This is a genomic window from Kocuria flava (assembly GCF_001482365.1).
GTDB lineage: Bacteria > Actinomycetota > Actinomycetes > Actinomycetales > Micrococcaceae > Kocuria > Kocuria flava.
In genome coordinates this window covers 1,542,643-1,558,606 of the sequence record NZ_CP013254.1, presented here as the reverse complement: position 1 = coordinate 1,558,606, position 15,964 = coordinate 1,542,643, and the positions used below count along the sequence as shown (strand labels likewise).

Annotated in this window: 15 protein-coding genes; 4 read left to right on the top strand and 11 right to left on the bottom strand. The window is 74.2% G+C overall.

Going from position 1 to position 15,964, the window contains the following annotated elements; translation table 11 throughout:
• Positions 1-2: 2 nt before the first annotated feature.
• The 8 genes from AS188_RS07005 to AS188_RS06970 all read right to left on the bottom strand — a co-directional run bounded on the left by AS188_RS07005 (position 3) and on the right by AS188_RS06970 (position 9,085).
• Positions 3-746, bottom strand: coding sequence for a nucleoside triphosphate pyrophosphohydrolase (locus tag AS188_RS07005; protein ID WP_083529300.1), 744 nt, complete (start codon positions 744-746; stop codon positions 3-5).
• A complete protein-coding gene (locus AS188_RS07000; protein WP_058858253.1) occupies positions 743-1,870 on the bottom strand; it encodes an adenosine deaminase in 1,128 nt (375 codons plus the stop codon). The genes AS188_RS07005 and AS188_RS07000 overlap by 4 nt, the downstream gene beginning before the upstream one ends.
• A gap of 7 nt (positions 1,871-1,877) precedes the next feature.
• A complete protein-coding gene (locus tag AS188_RS06995) occupies positions 1,878-3,485 on the bottom strand; it encodes a hypothetical protein (RefSeq protein ID WP_058858252.1) in 1,608 nt (535 codons plus the stop codon).
• A gap of 164 nt (positions 3,486-3,649) precedes the next feature.
• Positions 3,650-4,957: a thymidine phosphorylase gene (locus AS188_RS06990; RefSeq protein WP_058858251.1), complete on the bottom strand. Its 1,308-nt coding sequence runs from the start codon at positions 4,955-4,957 to the stop codon at positions 3,650-3,652.
• A 23-nt stretch (positions 4,958-4,980) separates the two neighbouring features.
• Complete coding sequence (locus AS188_RS06985) at positions 4,981-5,343, bottom strand: cytidine deaminase (protein WP_058859785.1); 363 nt, start codon at positions 5,341-5,343, stop codon at positions 4,981-4,983.
• 88 nt (positions 5,344-5,431) lie between these two features.
• On the bottom strand, positions 5,432-6,571 hold the full coding sequence (locus tag AS188_RS06980; protein WP_058858250.1) for a BMP family lipoprotein: 1,140 nt from the start codon (positions 6,569-6,571) through the stop codon (positions 5,432-5,434).
• Positions 6,572-6,671: 100 nt separating this feature from the next.
• Complete coding sequence (locus tag AS188_RS06975) at positions 6,672-7,919, bottom strand: amidohydrolase (protein WP_058858249.1); 1,248 nt, start codon at positions 7,917-7,919, stop codon at positions 6,672-6,674.
• 50 nt (positions 7,920-7,969) lie between these two features.
• Positions 7,970-9,085: a mannose-1-phosphate guanylyltransferase gene (locus tag AS188_RS06970; RefSeq protein ID WP_058859784.1), complete on the bottom strand. Its 1,116-nt coding sequence runs from the start codon at positions 9,083-9,085 to the stop codon at positions 7,970-7,972.
• A 232-nt stretch (positions 9,086-9,317) separates the two neighbouring features.
• Here AS188_RS06970 and sdhC point away from each other — a divergent pair, with 232 nt between their 5' ends.
• The 4 genes from sdhC (at position 9,318) to AS188_RS06950 (ending at position 13,028) form a co-directional block, all read left to right on the top strand.
• Entirely contained in the window at positions 9,318-9,698 is a 381-nt protein-coding gene (sdhC, locus tag AS188_RS06965) for a succinate dehydrogenase, cytochrome b556 subunit (protein WP_058858248.1), read from the top strand.
• Positions 9,699-9,703: 5 nt separating this feature from the next.
• Entirely contained in the window at positions 9,704-10,192 is a 489-nt protein-coding gene (locus AS188_RS06960) for a succinate dehydrogenase hydrophobic membrane anchor subunit (protein ID WP_058858247.1), read from the top strand.
• A 113-nt stretch (positions 10,193-10,305) separates the two neighbouring features.
• A complete protein-coding gene (gene sdhA / locus AS188_RS06955; protein ID WP_058858246.1) occupies positions 10,306-12,057 on the top strand; it encodes a succinate dehydrogenase flavoprotein subunit in 1,752 nt (583 codons plus the stop codon).
• Positions 12,057-13,028 (top strand): succinate dehydrogenase iron-sulfur subunit, encoded by a 972-nt coding sequence (locus AS188_RS06950; protein ID WP_236945075.1) that lies wholly within the window; start codon positions 12,057-12,059, stop codon positions 13,026-13,028. The genes sdhA and AS188_RS06950 overlap by 1 nt, the downstream gene beginning before the upstream one ends.
• Before the next feature lie 155 nt (positions 13,029-13,183).
• Here the strand turns inward: AS188_RS06950 and AS188_RS06945 are convergent, their stop codons facing one another.
• The 3 genes from AS188_RS06945 to trpS are packed head-to-tail and all read right to left on the bottom strand — an operon-like array spanning position 13,184 to position 15,960.
• Entirely contained in the window at positions 13,184-14,296 is a 1,113-nt protein-coding gene (locus tag AS188_RS06945) for a YhjD/YihY/BrkB family envelope integrity protein (RefSeq protein WP_058858245.1), read from the bottom strand.
• Positions 14,297-14,301: 5 nt separating this feature from the next.
• Complete coding sequence (locus tag AS188_RS06940; RefSeq protein ID WP_058858244.1) at positions 14,302-14,865, bottom strand: 2'-5' RNA ligase family protein; 564 nt, start codon at positions 14,863-14,865, stop codon at positions 14,302-14,304.
• A gap of 27 nt (positions 14,866-14,892) precedes the next feature.
• Positions 14,893-15,960, bottom strand: coding sequence for a tryptophan--tRNA ligase (gene trpS / locus AS188_RS06935; RefSeq protein WP_058858243.1), 1,068 nt, complete (start codon positions 15,958-15,960; stop codon positions 14,893-14,895).
• Positions 15,961-15,964: the final 4 nt, after the last annotated feature.

Below are 15,964 nucleotides of genomic sequence, written 5' to 3'. Positions count from 1 at the left end.
GTTCAGCCCTGCTCGTGCGCGCGGACGTACTCGCGCACGGCGGCGCGCAGGGCCCGCTCGGCGTCCAGGCCGCGGGCGGAAGCGTCGCGGACCAGGGCGAACAGGGTCCGGCCGAGCTCCTCCTCGGCCCCCGGGGCCGCGGGGTCCCCGGCCGGGGCCGGGGGCTCCAGGCCGTGCTTGCGGGCCCGGGCGAGGGCCTTCTCGGCGAGCGCGAGGCCGGGCAGGTGGGGCGGGATGCCGTCGAAGGGGCCGGTGCGCTCGGGCTTCTCCGCGGTCTTCAGCTCCTCCCAGCGGGCGTGGAGCTGGTCGGGGGTGTGCTCCCCGGCCGCGTCCCCGGCGGCGCCGGGGCCGAACACGTGGGGGTGGCGGCGCACGAGCTTGGCGGTGAGCGCCTCGAGGACGTCGGCGACGTCGAAGCCGCCCTCGGCCCGGGGCCGCTCCTGGGCGACCCGGGCGTGGAAGACGACCTGCAGCAGGACGTCCCCGAGCTCCTCGACGAGCAGCTCGGCGTGGGCGGCGGGCCCGCCCTCCGCCTCGATCGCCTCGACCACCTCATAGGCCTCCTCCACGAGGTAGCGCACGAGGGACTCGTGGGTCTGCTGGCCGTCCCACGCGCACCCGCCCGGGGAGCGCAGCCGGTCCATGACGGCCACGAGCTCGGCGAAGCGCTGACCGGTGTGCCCGGGCACGCCCAGGGCGCCCGCCCCGGTGCCGCCGGGCCCGTCCGTGCCGTGTCCCTGGCTCATGCGCCCAGCCCCTCGAAGCCCTCGGTGATCAGCTCGTCGAGCACGTCCCGGTCCTCGAGGGGCAGGAACGCGGCGGAGGCGGCGTTGCGCTGGAGGCGCTCGAGGTCCTCGAGGCCGTAGCCGAAGTGCTCCACGAGCAGGGACAGCTCCCCGGTGACGGTGGTGCCGCTCATCAGACGGTTGTCCGGGGAGACGGTGACGTTGAAGCCGGTGCGGTAGAGCATGTCCACCGGGTGCCGGTCGGGCGAAGTGCCCCACGCGGCCACGGCCCCGGTCTGGAGGTTGGAGGTGGGGCAGATCTCGAGGGCGATCCCGCGGTCGCGGACCCAGCCCGCGGTGCGGCCCAGGTCGACCACGGCCACCCCGTCCTCCTGGTCGATGTCGATGTCCTCGGCGATGCGCACGCCGTGGCCCAGGCGCAGCGCCCGCCCGGTGGCCAGCGCGTCGCGGATCGAGGTGATGCCGGCGGCCTCCCCGGCGTGCAGGGTGACGGGCACGAGCTCGTCGGCCAGCAGCTCGAGCGCCTCGCGGTGGCGCGCCGGCGGGAAGCCGTCCTCGGGCCCGGCGAGGTCGAAGGCCACGACCCCGCGGTCGCGGTCGGCCACCACGAGGCGGGCGACCTCCAGGGAGCGGTCGCCGTGGCGCATCGCGCACAGGATCTGGGTGACGGACACGAGGTGCCCGGCGTCCTCGGCCGCGAGCACGCCCTCGGACAGGCCGAGGCGCACGGCCTCGACGGCCTCGACCATCGACAGCCCGCCGCGGGTGTGCTGCTCGGGCGCCCAGCGGACCTCGGCGTGGACGACGCCGTCGGCCACGAGGTCCTCCACGTACTCCCGCGCGCAGCGCACGAGCGCCTCGGGGGTCTGCAGCACGGCCACCGTGTGCTCGAAGGTCTCCAGGTAGCGCACGAGCGAGCCCGACCCGGCGCTGCGGCGCATCCAGCGGCCCAGGCCGGCCGGGTCGGTCACGGGCAGGCGGTGGCCCGCGGCGTCGGCGAGCTCCACCACGGTGGCCGGTCGCAGCGCGCCGTCGAGGTGGTCGTGCAGGCAGATCTTGGGCAGGTCCCGCAGGATGCCGTCGGGCACCCGGTCGGGCCGCAGCTCGGCGGCGGAGGTCGTCATGGCCGGCTCAGTAGGTCCAGTCCTGCAGGGCCTCGTTCATGTGCTGCGGGATGTTCGCGCCGGTGCGCGGGTACATCCGCAGCTCCTCGAGGTAGTTCTGGGCGGGCAGGCGCTGCTCGTAGCGCACGAAGGCCTCCTCGTCGCCGTAGTCGAAGGAGACCTCCGGGGGGATGCCGGGCCGGAAGCGGAACATCATGGCGAGCGGGGAGCCCGCGCCCTCCACGTAGGACTCGTCCTTGAGCTCCTGCACGTGCAGCAGCTCCTCCGGGACGAGGTCGAAGGTGCGCCGCTGGTCCCAGAACCCGTTCTTGCGCACGTGGGTCAGCGCGTCGTAGTACGTGCCCAGGGCCCGGACCCGCACGAGCACCGTGGAGACGTCCATCGCGGTGCCGTCCTCGCCGAAGAGCCGGCGCTGGGCGTCGGCGAGGCGGCGGAGCACGTCGGCCTCCGCGAGCACCAGGTTCCCCTGGGCCAGGCGGTCCTGGGCCGGGCGCTCGTCGGCGGCCTCGTGGGCGCGGTAGGACGGGGGCACGTCGGTGCGGGAGGCCGTGCCGGGGGCCGAGGCCCCGCTCCCCTCGCCGGCGGCGCCGGCGGCCGCGCGGTGGCCCGTGGGGGCGGCCGGCTCGTCGTCCTCGTGCCACTCCTCGTGGTCGACGTGGTCGGGCACGCCGTGGGCGTCCGCCGGGGCGGGGACGCCGGCCCGCTCGTCCCCGGCGTGCTCGTCCGGGACCCGCTCGTCCCCGGCCCGCTCGTCCGCGGCCTGCCGGTCCGGGCCCGGTGCGCCGCCGGCCTGCTCACCGGCGGCGGTGCCGGGCTCCTCGGACCGGCCGGCGAGCGCTGCGGCGCCGAGCCCGGCGGCCGTCGAGCCCGCGCCGGTGGGCCCCGCGCCGGTGGACGCCGCACCGGGCTGCTCGACCTCCTCGAGCACGGGGGCGCCCGGCCGCGGCGCGGTCCCGGTGGTCCCGCCCGCGGTGCCGGCGGTGCCGTCGCCCGGCTGCGCCCGCTGCTCCTCGGCGCCGGGGCCCGCGGCCGTCCCGGAGGCGTCCGGGCGGTCGCCGGACGGTCCGGCCTCCGGGCGCTCGTCGTCCGCGTCACCGGCGGGCTCCCCGTCGGGTCGCGCGTCCTCGGTGCGCCGGCCGGACTCCCAGGTCTCGACGCTCTCGCCGCCGTCGGGCCAGCCGTAGGCGACCGTCACGGGCCGCACGCCCTCGTGCTCGGGGCCGACCTCGATCCGGGCCCGCTGCCAGGCCCCCCGCGGGCCGGCCATCGCCTCGCTGTAGAGGTCGGCGACGGGGTCGAAGAGCGGGGAGTCGTGGTCGACCGTGCCCGACTCCACGGCGGGGGCGGAGCCCTCGGAGGACTGCTCGGTCTGCTGGGTCATGGTGCTGCCGCGCTGGTCCAGGGTCAGCACGGCGTGCTCGGCGCCGCGGGCGGTGAGCCGCTCGACGAGCGTGGCGAGGGGGCTCCCGGCGGGCAGGGGCCGCGGGCCCTCCCGGTCGGCGGGCGGGTGCTCGTCGCCGGCCGGGGCGCCGGGCGGGGTCCCGGGGTGCGGCTGCTCGGGGCCCCGCGGCGCGTCCTCGCCCGTGCTCTTCCGGAAAATGCCTCGCAGACCCACTGGACCCACCCTTCCGGGCGCGTGTGCGCCCTCGGTTCTCGCTCGCCGCTCGTGACGGTGCTGGTGTCGTGTCTCGTTCTCGCGTCTCGTGCGCGCGGTGCGGTGCCCGCGCGGCTCTCCCGCAGTATAGGCGCGCCCCCGGGGCGCGTTCCCGGCGCCCCGGCTCAGCGCACGGTCTCGAGCACCACCGACCTCCGGGCGGCCCCGGCGGGGGCGGCGGGCTCGATCACGACGGCGCCCTCGAGGGCCTCGCGGGCCCGGGCGAAGCGCTCGGGGGTGTCGGTGCGCAGGCTCAGCAGCGGCTGCCCGGCGCGGACGGCGTCCCCCGGCTTGGCGTGCAGGACCACGCCGGCCCCGGCCTGCACGGCGTCCTCCTTGCGGGCCCGCCCCGCGCCCAGGCGCCAGGCCGCGACCCCGACCCGGTAGGCGTCGAGGCCGGTGAGCACCCCGTCCTCGGCGGCGGTGACCGTCTCGGTCTCGCGGGCCCGCGGCAGCGGGGCGTCGGGGTCCCCGCCCTGGGCGCGCAGCATCGCCCGCCACACGTCCATGGCCCGGCCGTCGCGCAGCGCCGCGGCGGGGTCCGCGCCCGGGACCCCGGAGGCGGCGAGCATCTCCTCGGCCAGCGCCACGGTGAGCTCGACGACGTCGGCCGGGCCGCCGCCGGCCAGGACCTCGACGGACTCCTCGACCTCCACGGCGTTGCCGACGGCCAGGCCCAGCGGCGTGGACATGTCGGTGAGCAGCGCGGTGGTGCGCACCCCGGCGTCGGTGCCGAGGTCGACCATGGTGCGGGCGAGCTGGCGGGCGGAGCCGAGGTCCTTCATGAAGGCCCCGGAGCCGACCTTGACGTCGAGCACGAGGGCCTGGGTGCCCTCGGCGATCTTCTTGGACATGATCGAGGACGCGATCAGCGGGATCGACTCGACCGTGCCGGTGACGTCGCGCAGGGCGTAGAGCTTCTTGTCGGCCGGGGCCAGCCCGGAGCCGGCCGCGCAGATCACGGCGCCGACCTCGCGCAGCTGCGCGAGCATCTCGTCGTTGGACAGCGCCGCCCGCCACCCGGGCACCGCCTCGAGCTTGTCGAGCGTGCCGCCGGTGTGGCCGAGGCCCCGGCCGGACAGCTGCGGGACGGCCACCCCGAAGACCGCGACCAGCGGGGCCAGGGGCAGGGTGATCTTGTCCCCCACCCCGCCGGTGGAGTGCTTGTCGGCGGTCGCCCGGCGGGCCCCCGAGGCCACGAGCGGGGAGAAGTCCAGCCGCTCCCCGGAGGCGATCATCGCGTGCGTCCACCGGGAGATCTCGGCGCGGTCCATCCCGCGCAGGAACACCGCCATGGCCAGGGCGCTCATCTGCTCCTCGGCCACGGCGCCGCGGGTGTAGGCGTCCACGACCCAGTCGATCTGGGCGGGCGAGAGGCTCCCGCCGTCGCGCTTGGTGCGGATGACGTCGACGGCGTCGAACGGCTCGGTCACGGTACGGGTCCTTCCGGGAGGGGTCAGAGGTTCTCGGGGCCGAAGGCGTCGGGCAGCACCTCGGCCATGGTGCGCACGCCGGAGACGGTCAGCAGCACCATGCCGGGGGCGCGGTGCTCGTGCAGCAGCTGCCGGCAGCGCCCGCACGGCATGAGCACCTCGCCCCGGCCGTCGACGCACACGAAGGCCGTCAGCCGGCCCCCGCCGCCCATGTGCAGCGCGGAGACCAGGGAGCACTCGGCGCACAGGGTCAGCCCGTAGGAGGCGTTCTCCACGTTGCACCCGGCCACCGTCCGGCCGTCCTCGGTCAGGGCCGCGGCCCCGACCGGGAACCGCGAGTAGGGGACGTAGGCGTGCTCGAGGGCCGCAGTGGCGGCGGCCCGCAGGCCCGCCCAGTCGACCGCGCCGGCGGCGGGGACGTCCTCGCCGGGGGCGGTGCCTCCGGGGACCTCGGGGGACGTGCTCACGGGGTGCTCACTCCTTCGTGCCGGGACGGCCGGACGCCGCCGGGGCGGCGGGTCGGAGCGAGGGCGAGCTCTCGGACGCGACGGGGACCGTGCCGTCGATGACGTCCTGCTCGAGCTGCTCGACCGCGTCGGCGAGCTCCTCGCCGACGGCGTCCTCCTGGTCGTGGTACGGGGCGATGCCCACGCCGCCGTTCTCGAGGGTGCCGACGTAGGGCTCGTTGCTGAACTCGCCGCGGGCGGCCGACTCGACGGCGTCCTGGACGGAGATGCTCAGCTGCTTGAGCACGGAGGTCAGCTGGTACTCCTTTCCCTTCTCGAGGGTCCTGTGGCCGTCGGCGTCGACCCACACGAAGCGGACCTCGTCGCCGCCGGTGTTGGCCTCCACGACCGCGTCGACCGTTCCCAGGGCCGCCTCACCGGCGACCGGCAGGACGACGTCGGCGCCGTCCGCGACGAAGCCCCGGGTGATCGTCGCGGCCCCGGAGGTGTCGCTGAAGTCGCCGACGAAGGTGCCCTCCTGGGAGTCCCTGTCCCAGCCCAGCAGCCGGACCTCCGCGTCCTCGGTCTCGTTGTAGTGGGCGATGCCGTCGGCGAAGCCGTCCAGGATCACCCGCACGGGCGCGACGTCCATGCCGCCGTAGGCGGCGACCGTGCCGGTGCGCGTGCTGCCGGCGGCGACGTAGCCGGCGAGGAACGCCGCCCCCGCCGTGTCGAAGACGAGCGGCTTGACGTTGGGCAGCCCGACCGTCGCGTCGTCGACGACGACGAACCTCGTGCTCGGCTCGGCCGCCGCGACCGTCCGGGTCGCGGCGGCCAGACGGTGTCCCGCCGCGACGGTCACGTCGCACCCGGCCTGGACCATGGCGACGAGGCCGGGCTCGAGGTCCGCGGCCACCTGCGACTCCGCCTCCCGGACCTCGATGCCCAGGGAGGCACGGGCGGCCTGCAGGCCGGAGCGGGTGCTCTCGTGGAACGACCGGTCCTGGAAGCCGCCCTCGTCCGAGACGATGCACCCGGTGAAGCCGGCGGCCTGCTCCTGGACCTCACCGCCGTCCGCGAGGGGGAGGCCGCAACCGGCGAGCGCGAGCACCGAGAGGCCCAGCACGGCGGCGGGGAGGCGTCGGACGGCTCCGGGCGGAAGGGTCACAGCGTCTCCAGGGGGCACGGCGCGGCGGTGGTGGGCGCGGCGGGCGCGGCACGGGGCCAGTGTACCCGCGGACCGGAGGACGGTGATCCGCGCCACGCCCTCAGGGGACGGCGGGCCCCTCCGCCTGCTCCCGGGCGTGCAGGCGGATGCCCCGCAGGGCCGCGGAGGCCATCACCTGCACGCCGCAGCCGATCGCGGCCTCGTCGGCGATGTAGTCCGACTGGTGCAGGTCGTAGGTGTGCCCGCCCCGGGTGCGGGTGCCCAGGCGCATCATGGCCCCGGGGACCTCCTGCAGGAACCAGGCGAAGTCCTCCCCGCCCATGGACTGGTCCACGAGCACCACGGCGTCCTCGCCCAGCTCGGCGCGGGCGGCGTTCTCCAGCAGCGTCGTCTCCGTCTCGCCGTTGACCACGGGCGGGACCCCGCGCACGTGCTCGAGCTGGACGTCCACCTCGTAGGGGGTCGCGACCTGGTGGACGACCTCGTCCAGCAGCGCCCCGGCCCGGTGCCAGGCGTCGGCGTCGAGGCAGCGCAGGGTCCCGGACATGAACCCGGTCGCGGGGATCGCGTTGGGCGCCACCCCGGCGTGCATCTGCCCCCAGACCACCGCCACCCCGGAGCGGACGTCGATGCGCCGGGAGAGCACCGCGGGGACGTTCACCGCGATCTGGGCCATCGCGTAGACGAGGTCCTGGGTCAGGTGCGGGCGGGAGGTGTGCCCGCCGCGGCCGGAGAGCTCGATCCGCACGGTGTCCGAGGCGGAGGTGATGGCCCCGATGCGGGTGCCCACCCGCCCGACGTCCACCTTCGGCTCGCAGTGCAGGGCGAACATCCGCGGCACGCCCTCGAGCACGCCCTGGCGGAGCACGCCCAGGGCGCCGCCGGGCAGCTGCTCCTCCGCCGGCTGGAAGACCACGCGCACCGTCCCGGCGATGTGGGCGGTGCGGTGCAGGTCGGCGAGCACGCGGGCGACGCCGACCATCACGGTGGTGTGGATGTCGTGGCCGCAGGAGTGGGCCACGCCGTCGTTGACGGAGGAGTACTCGAGCCCGGTCGCCTCCTGGATGGGCAGGGCGTCGATGTCCGCGCGCAGGCCCACGGCGATCGGCCCGTGGCCGATGTCCACGTAGCAGCCCGTGTCCGCCAGCCGCACCGGGCTCAGCCCCATCTCCTCCAGCGCCGCCACGATCCGGTCGGTGGTGCGGAACTCCTGGTAGGACAGCTCCGGGTGGCGGTGCAGGTCGCGCCGGAAGCCGACGAGCTCCGGCAGGTACCGCTTGAGCAGCGGGCCGATGGCCGGGGGCAGGCCGGCCTCCGTGGCGGGGGCGGAAGAGGACGCGTCAGGCATCTGCCCAGGATACTCCCGGCGGCGGGCGCTCCCGGGCGGGCCGGGGCGCCTCAGAGGACGTCGGTGTCGCCGCTGCGCTTGAGCGAGTTCACGGCGTCCTTGACCCGCTGGGCGTGCTCGCGCGTGGTCACCAGCAGGGCGTCGGGCGTGTCGACGACGACGATGTCCTCGACCCCGATCAGCGCGACCAGCCGGCCCGTGTCCGAGACGACGACGCCGGAGGACGCGTCGGCGAGCACCCGGGTGTTCTCCCCGAGCACCGCGACGTCGGAGTCCCCGGCCGGGTCCACCCGGTTCAGCCGGTGGATGGCCGCGAAGTCCCCGACGTCGTCCCACGTGAAGGTCGCCGGGACCATCGCCACGTCCCCGGCGGCCGCGGCCGGCTCGGCCACGGCGTAGTCGATCGCGGTCTTGGGCAGGCCCGGCCAGACGCGGTCCACGACCTCGTCCTGGGCGAGGGTGCCCCACGCGTCGGCGATCTCGGCGAGCCCGGCGTGCAGCTCGGGCTCGCTCCGCCGGAGGTGGGCCAGCAGCAGGGCGGCGGGGGCCACGAACATCCCGGCGTTCCAGGTGTAGTCGCCGCCGGCCACGTAGGCGCGGGCGGTCTCCTCGTCGGGCTTCTCCACGAACTCCTCGACCTGCAGGGCGTGCGGGGCGGCCTCCAGGCCCAGGGGCGCGCCGGCGCGGATGTAGCCGAAGCCGGTCGCGGGCGAGGTCGGGGGGATGCCGATCGTCACGATCCGCCCGGAGGCGGCCGCGGCCACGGCCTCGCGCACGACCTCCTGGAAGGCGGCGGCGGGCTGGATGACGTGGTCGGCGGCGAAGGACCCGACGATCGCCTCGGGGTCCCGGCGCAGCAGGAGCATGCAGGCGAGCCCGATCGCGGCCGCGGAGTCCTTGGGCGAGGGCTCCAGCACGAGGTCCGCGGCCGCGAGCTCCGGCAGCTGGGCCGAGACCGCCGGCGCGTGCGTGCGCCCGGTCACGACCATGACGCGCCCGCCGCTCAGCGGCGCGAGCCGGTCGTAGGTGGCCCGCAGCAGGGAGGAGCCCGAACCGGTGAGGTCCAGCAGGAACTTGGGGGCGTCCGCGCGCGAGAGCGGCCACAGCCGGGAGCCGACGCCGCCGGCGGGGACGAAGGGGTGGAAGTGCTCGATCGGGGTGGTCACGGCCCCCACTGTATCGGCGCGCGGGCCCGTCCCCGCCCCGCGGGCACGGGGCGGGCGTCCTGCACGCGGCGCGGGACAGGCTGTCAGCAAACTGCCAGGGCGCTGGTATCGTGGAACGGAACTCGCGCAATATCCGACACAGGCCCGGAAGGGCTCCGCTCCCGCCGTGCACCGTGCGAATTCCCCGGTACCACCAGGCGCACGACGACGAGCGACTCAGGGAGGTTTTTCAGTGGCGAAGACATCCAAGGGCACCCTGTACAGGGGCCAGGCCCACGGCCAGTGGTCCTGGGTCGCCCACCGCATCACCGGCGTGGCCATCTTCTTCTTTCTCCTGGTCCACGTCCTGGACACCGCGCTCGTGCGGGTCTCGCCCGAGGCCTACAACGCGGTCATGGAGACCTACAAGAACCCGGTCATGGGCCTGGGCGAGGCCGGCCTCGTCGCCGCGATCGTGTACCACGCCTTCAACGGCCTGCGCATCATCCTGATCGACTTCTGGAAGCACGGCACCCGCTACCAGAAGCAGCTGCTGTGGGGCGTGCTGGGCCTGTGGCTCGTCGTCATGATCCCCTTCCTCGTCCGCCACCTCTCCAACGTCTTCGGGGGTTGAACCGCATGAGCACTCCGATCAAGGCCCGCATCGCCGTCCCGCGCAGCAAGGACCTGGAGGTCGACGGCGTCAAGTACAACCGCTCCTCCACCAAGCGCAACAACTTCGAGATGTACGCGTGGCTGTTCATGCGCCTGTCCGGCGCGGTGCTGCTGGCGCTCGTGTTCATCCACCTCTACGTCAACCTGCTGGTCGAGGAGGGCGGCGTCCACGCCGTGGACTTCGCCTTCGTGGCCGGCAAGTGGGCCAGCCCCTTCTGGCAGGTCTTCGACATGGTCCTGCTGTGGCTCGCGATGCTGCACGGCACCAACGGCCTGCGCGTGATCATCGACGACTACGCCGAGCGCGACCGCACCCGCTTCTGGCTCAAGGTGCTGCTCGCCGTGACCTCCGCCTTCGTGATCCTGCTCGGCACCCTGGTGATCTTCACCTTCGAGCCCTGCCCGACCGGCGCGGACCCCGCCCTCCTGGCGTCCTTCTGCACCGCGGGCTGAGGCCTCCGGCGCGGCCCGTCCCGACGGACGGGCCGCCCGCCGCCGGGTCGACGACGACCGCGCGGCGCACGCAGAACTGCTGAGAAACACTCGAGAAGAAAGAACATTCCGGTATGCAGGTTCACAAGTACGACGTGGTCATCATCGGCGCCGGTGGTGCCGGTATGCGCGCCGCCATCGAAGCCGGTCAGCGCGCCCGCACTGCCGTACTGACCAAGCTGTACCCCACCCGGTCCCACACCGGCGCGGCGCAGGGCGGCATGTGCGCGGCCCTGGCCAACGTCGAGGAGGACAACTGGGAGTGGCACACCTTCGACACCATCAAGGGCGGTGACTACCTGGTCGACCAGGACGCCGCGGAGGTGATGGCCAAGGAGGCCATCGACGCCGTCCTGGACCTGGAGAAGATGGGCCTGCCCTTCAACCGCACCCCCGAGGGCAAGATCGACCAGCGCCGCTTCGGCGGGCACACCCGCGACCACGGCAAGGCGCCCGTGCGCCGGGCCTGCTACGCCGCGGACCGCACCGGTCACATGATCCTCCAGACGCTCTACCAGAACTGCATCAAGCACAACGTCGAGTTCTTCAACGAGTTCTACGTCCTGGACCTGGTCATGACCGAGGTCGACGGCGTCCGCCGCGTGGCCGGGGCCGTGGCCTACGAGCTGGCCACCGGCGAGCTGCACGTCTTCCAGGCCAAGTCCGTGGTCTTCGCCTCCGGCGGCGCGGGCAAGGTCTTCAAGACCACCTCCAACGCCCACACGCTCACCGGCGACGGCATGGCCATCGCCTTCCGCAACGGCCTTCCGCTGGAGGACATGGAGTTCATACAGTTCCACCCGACCGGCCTGGCCGGCCTGGGCATCCTCGTCTCCGAGGCCGCCCGCGGTGAGGGCGGGATCCTGCGCAACGCCGACGGCGAGCGGTTCATGGAGCGCTACGCCCCGACCATCAAGGACCTCGCCCCGCGCGACATCGTGGCCCGCTCGATGGCCAACGAGGTGCGCGAGGGCCGCGGCGCCGGGCCCAACAAGGACTACGTCCTGCTGGACCTCACCCACCTGGAGCCCGCGCACATCGACGCGAAGCTGCCGGACATCACCGAGTTCGCCCGCACCTACCTGGGCGTGGAGCCCTACACGGAGCCGGTGCCGGTGTTCCCGACCTGCCACTACGTCATGGGCGGGATCCCGACCAACATCAAGGCCGAGGTGCTCGCCGACAACGAGACCGTGGTCCCGGGCCTGTACGCGGCCGGCGAGGTCGCCTGCGTGTCGGTGCACGGCTCCAACCGCCTGGGCACCAACTCGCTGCTGGACATCAACGTCTTCGGCAAGCGCGCCGGGATCTACGCCGCCGAGTACGCCCAGCGCGCCGACTTCGTCCCGGTCCCGGACACCGCCCTGGACTCCACCGTGGCGCTGCTCGACAACGCGCGCAGCGGCACCGGCACCGAGAAGGTCGCGGCGATCCGCAAGGACCTGCAGGACACCATGGACCTCAACGTCCAGGTGTTCCGCACCGCCGAGACCCTGCAGGCGGCGCTGGACGACATCGCCGCCCTCGAGGCCCGCTACGCCAACATCTCGATCCAGGACAAGGGCAAGCGCTTCAACCTGGACCTGCTGGAGGCCGTGGAGCTGGGCTTCCTGCTGCAGCTGGCGAAGGTCATGACCGTCGCCGCCCTGCACCGCGAGGAGTCCCGCGGCGGGCACTTCCGCGAGGACTTCCCCGAGCGCGACGACGAGCGGTTCATGGCCCACTCGATGGTCTACCTCGACCCGTCCTCGCCGACCGCCGGGATCCGCCAGGAGACGAAGCCCGTGATCTTCACCCGCTACGAGCCGATGGAGCGTAAGTACTGATGTCCACCGCACAGAACCCCGACCGGCCCGAGGACGGCCGCACGAACGATCCGCAGGACCGCGCTCCCGAGCACGGCCACGCCCCGGGGCACGAGCAGGACGACCGCGCCGGCTACAAGACCGACGCCGACTCCCCCGCCGTCGACGCCCGCGACGCCGAGGGCGCCGGGGACGGGTCCGACCCGGCCGCGGCCCACGCCGAGGCCGGCGCCCCCGCGGCCCGCACGGACGTGCAGGAGGAGGAGGGCCGGGCCGAGATCCCGACCTTCGAGCTCACCCTGCAGGTGCGCCGCTACAACCCGGAGCTCTCCGACGAGGTGCGCTGGGACGAGTTCAAGCTCACCATGTACGGCACCGACCGCGTGCTGGACGCCCTGCACAAGGTCAAGTGGGAGATCGACGGCTCGCTGTCCTTCCGCCGCTCCTGCGCCCACGGCGTGTGCGGCTCGGACGCGATGCGCATCAACGGCCAGAACCGGCTCGCCTGCAAGGTGCTGCTGAAGGACCTCGACCTGTCCAAGCCCGTCACCGTGGAGCCCATCAAGGGCCTGCCGTGCGAGAAGGACCTGATCGTGGACATGGAGCCGTTCTTCCAGTCCTACCGCGAGATCATGCCCTTCCTCGTGGCCGGCGGCAACGAGCCCACCTACGAGCGCTTCCAGTCCCAGGAGGACCGGGCCCGCTTCGACGACACCACCAAGTGCATCCTGTGCGCGGCGTGCACCTCCTCGTGCCCCGTGTTCTGGACGGACGGGCAGTACTTCGGCCCGGCGGCGATCGTCAACGCCCACCGGTTCATCTTCGACTCCCGCGACGACGCCGGGGACCTGCGCCTGGAGATCCTCAACGACAAGGAGGGCGTCTGGCGCTGCCGCACGACCTTCAACTGCACCGAGGCCTGCCCCCGCGGGATCCAGATCACGAAGGCCATCGCCGAGGTGAAGAACGCGATCCTCTCCCGCTCCATGTGAGCCGTGTCCGGAGCCCTCGGCGGCCCGTTCCCCGCTGCGGCGGGGGACGGGCCGCCGTCGTTCCCGCCCCCTCCCCCGCCGCGCTCCGCCGGTGCCCGGCGGTCCTGCCCGCCGGACCGTGGCGCAGTCCTCCTGCGGCCCGGGGTCCCGGCGGCTCAGGCGGAGGGGTCCTGCGGGACGCGCGCGGGCCGGACGACGAGCTCGACCGGCTCCCCGGCGGGCTGGACGCGCCCGCCGTGCCCGTCGGCCTGCACGACCGCCCCCAGGGCGGCGGAGAGCAGCAGCACCTGGCTGAAGAGGTAGAACCACACGAGCACCCCGACCACGAGGGCGACCGAGAGCAGGTAGGGGTTGGCGGTGAACCCGGCGATCACCGTGCCGCCCAGCACGCGCAGCGCGAAGTTGCCGGCCGCGGCGGCGGCCACGGTCGCCAGCAGCGCCGGGCGGGACAGGCGCAGCCCCGCGACCCCGCGCACGAGCTCGAGCGCGAACAGGGCGTCGAGCACGATCACGACCACGGTGGACAGCGCCCACGTCAGCCCCGTGCGCAGCCACTCCGGGCCGCTGCCCCACCCGAGCTCGCCGGTGAGGTCCAGCACGAAGCCCAGGAACCCCGAGGCCGCGCCGTTGGCCACGACCGACAGCGCCAGCAGCACCCCGAGCGTGCCCAGCCCGAGCAGGTCCCGCGGCACGGCGGCCACGGGCATCCCCTGCGCCGGGGGCACCTCGAAGAGCCGCCGGAAGGCCAGCCGGACCCCGGAGACCCAGCGCCAGCCCGAGAAGAGGAGCACGCCCGTGCCGATGACGGTCGCCAGGGTGAAGGGCCGGGAGTCCTCGAGCAGGCGCAGGGGGATGATCCCGCCCTGCCCCGTGTCGAGCAGGCCGGGCACCCGCGCGGTGACGGCGGCGACCACGGCCCCGCGCACCTGGGGGTCGTTGCCGAGGAACACGCCGATCGCCGAGAAGCCGACCACGAGCAGCGCCGTGGAGGCGAAGATCAGCACGAAGGACAGCCCCGCGGCCATCAGCGGACCGCCGTGGAAGAGGTAGTGCAGCCCCACCCGGACCGGGTGGCGGCGGAAGAGCTCGGCCAGCACCACCGCCAGCACGGACCCGGCGAGGGCCCCCGGCCCGGCCCCGGCGGCGCGGTGCTCGCGCAGCAGCGCCCGCCGGCGCAGGGCCTCCACGCGCAGACCGTGGCGGTCCAGGGCCCGCGGCGGCATCGGCGGGGCGGGCCCCGGTCGCGGCCGGGCGCGGGTGCTGGCCACCGGGCTCAGGCCCGCCCGCGCCCGCCGTTCGCGAACGGGATCTCCTCGCGGGTCCGCCACGTCCCGTCGGCGTCGAGCTCGTAGAGGCCGATCCGGTCCACGAGGAAGCCGGCGCGGTAGGTGCGCAGCATCTGCTGGGCCCGGTCGAGGTCCTCCTCCTCGACGGCCTGGGCGATGGTGACGTGGGGGTGGAACGCGAAGGGCGAGGCGGAGACCAGCCGCTCCCCGTGCAGGGCCTCGTGCAGCGCCCGGCACTGCTCGGCGCCCTCGGCGATGCGCAGGTAGACGACCGGGGTGACGGGGCGGAACGTGCCGGTCCCGTCGATCTCGACCCGGAAGGGCTCCCACTCGCGGGCCACCGTGCGCACGCGCTCGACCACGTCCTCCCAGGAGGCGTCCTGGGGGGCGATCATGAGGGTGATGTGGGCGGGGACCGCGTAGGAGGCGGGGTCGCCGAAGGACGCGCGCCAGTCCTGCAGCTCACGCCCCACGGGCTCGGGCAGCTCGATGACCACGCCGGCGTAGACCCGGCCCGGGCGGATGGTCGGTGACTGCTGCGGTCGGCTCAACTCGTCTCCTCACGGACGGCCCCCAGCCTAGCCCAGGGGCGTCCCCGCGTGCTCCAGGCGCGGCAGGAAGCCCATCCGCTCGTAGACCGTCGACAGCGTCGCGGCGGTGACCTCCCGGCCCTTCTCCGCGCCCCGGGCGAGGATGCGGTCCAGCTCGGCGGGGTCGTCGAGCAGCTCCTGGGCGCGCTGCTGGATGGGGGTGAGCACCTCGGTGACGACCTCCGCGAGCCCGACCTTCAGGTGCCCGTACATCCGGCCCTCGTACTCGGCGACGATCTCGTCCACGGGGCGGCCGGTGAGCGCGGAGTAGATCGTGAGCAGGTTGGACACGCCCGGCTTGGCCTCCCGGTCGAAGCGGATCTCGGTGCCGTCGTCGGTGACGGCCGCCTTGATCTTCTTCGCGTTCTTCTTCGCCGGGTCCAGCAGGCGGATCAGGCCGTTCTCGCTCGCCGCCGACTTCGACATCTTCGCCGTGGGCTGCTGCAGGTCGTAGACCTTGGCGGTCTCGGCGAGGATCTTCGGCTCGGGCACCACGAAGGTGTCGCCGAAGCGGGTGTTGAAGCGCTGGGCGAGGTTGCGGGTCAGCTCCAGGTGCTGGCGCTGGTCCTCCCCCACCGGCACCGCGTGGGCCTGGTAGACGAGGATGTCCGCGGCCATCAGCACCGGGTAGGCGAAGAGCCCGACCGTGGCGTTGTCGGCTCCCTGCTTCGCGGACTTGTCCTTGAACTGGGTCATCCGGGAGGCCTCGCCGAAGCCGGTGATGCAGTTCAGCGCCCACGCGAGCTGCGCGTGCTCGGGCACGTGGGACTGCACGAGCAGCGTCGAGCGCTCGGGGTCGATGCCGGCGGCGATGTACTGGGCGGCCGTGACCCGGGTGCGCCGGGCCAGGGTGGCGGGGTCCTGCTCGACCGTCACGGCGTGCAGGTCCGCGACGAAGAACACGCACTCGTTCTCGTCCTGCATCCGCACCCAGTTGCGCACGGCCCCCACGTAGTTGCCCAGGTGCAGGGAGTCCGCCGAGGGCTGGACGCCCGAGACCACGCGGGGCCGGCCGCTGGGGGTGGGGACGTCGAACGGGGCGGGGTCGGTGCGCACGGGC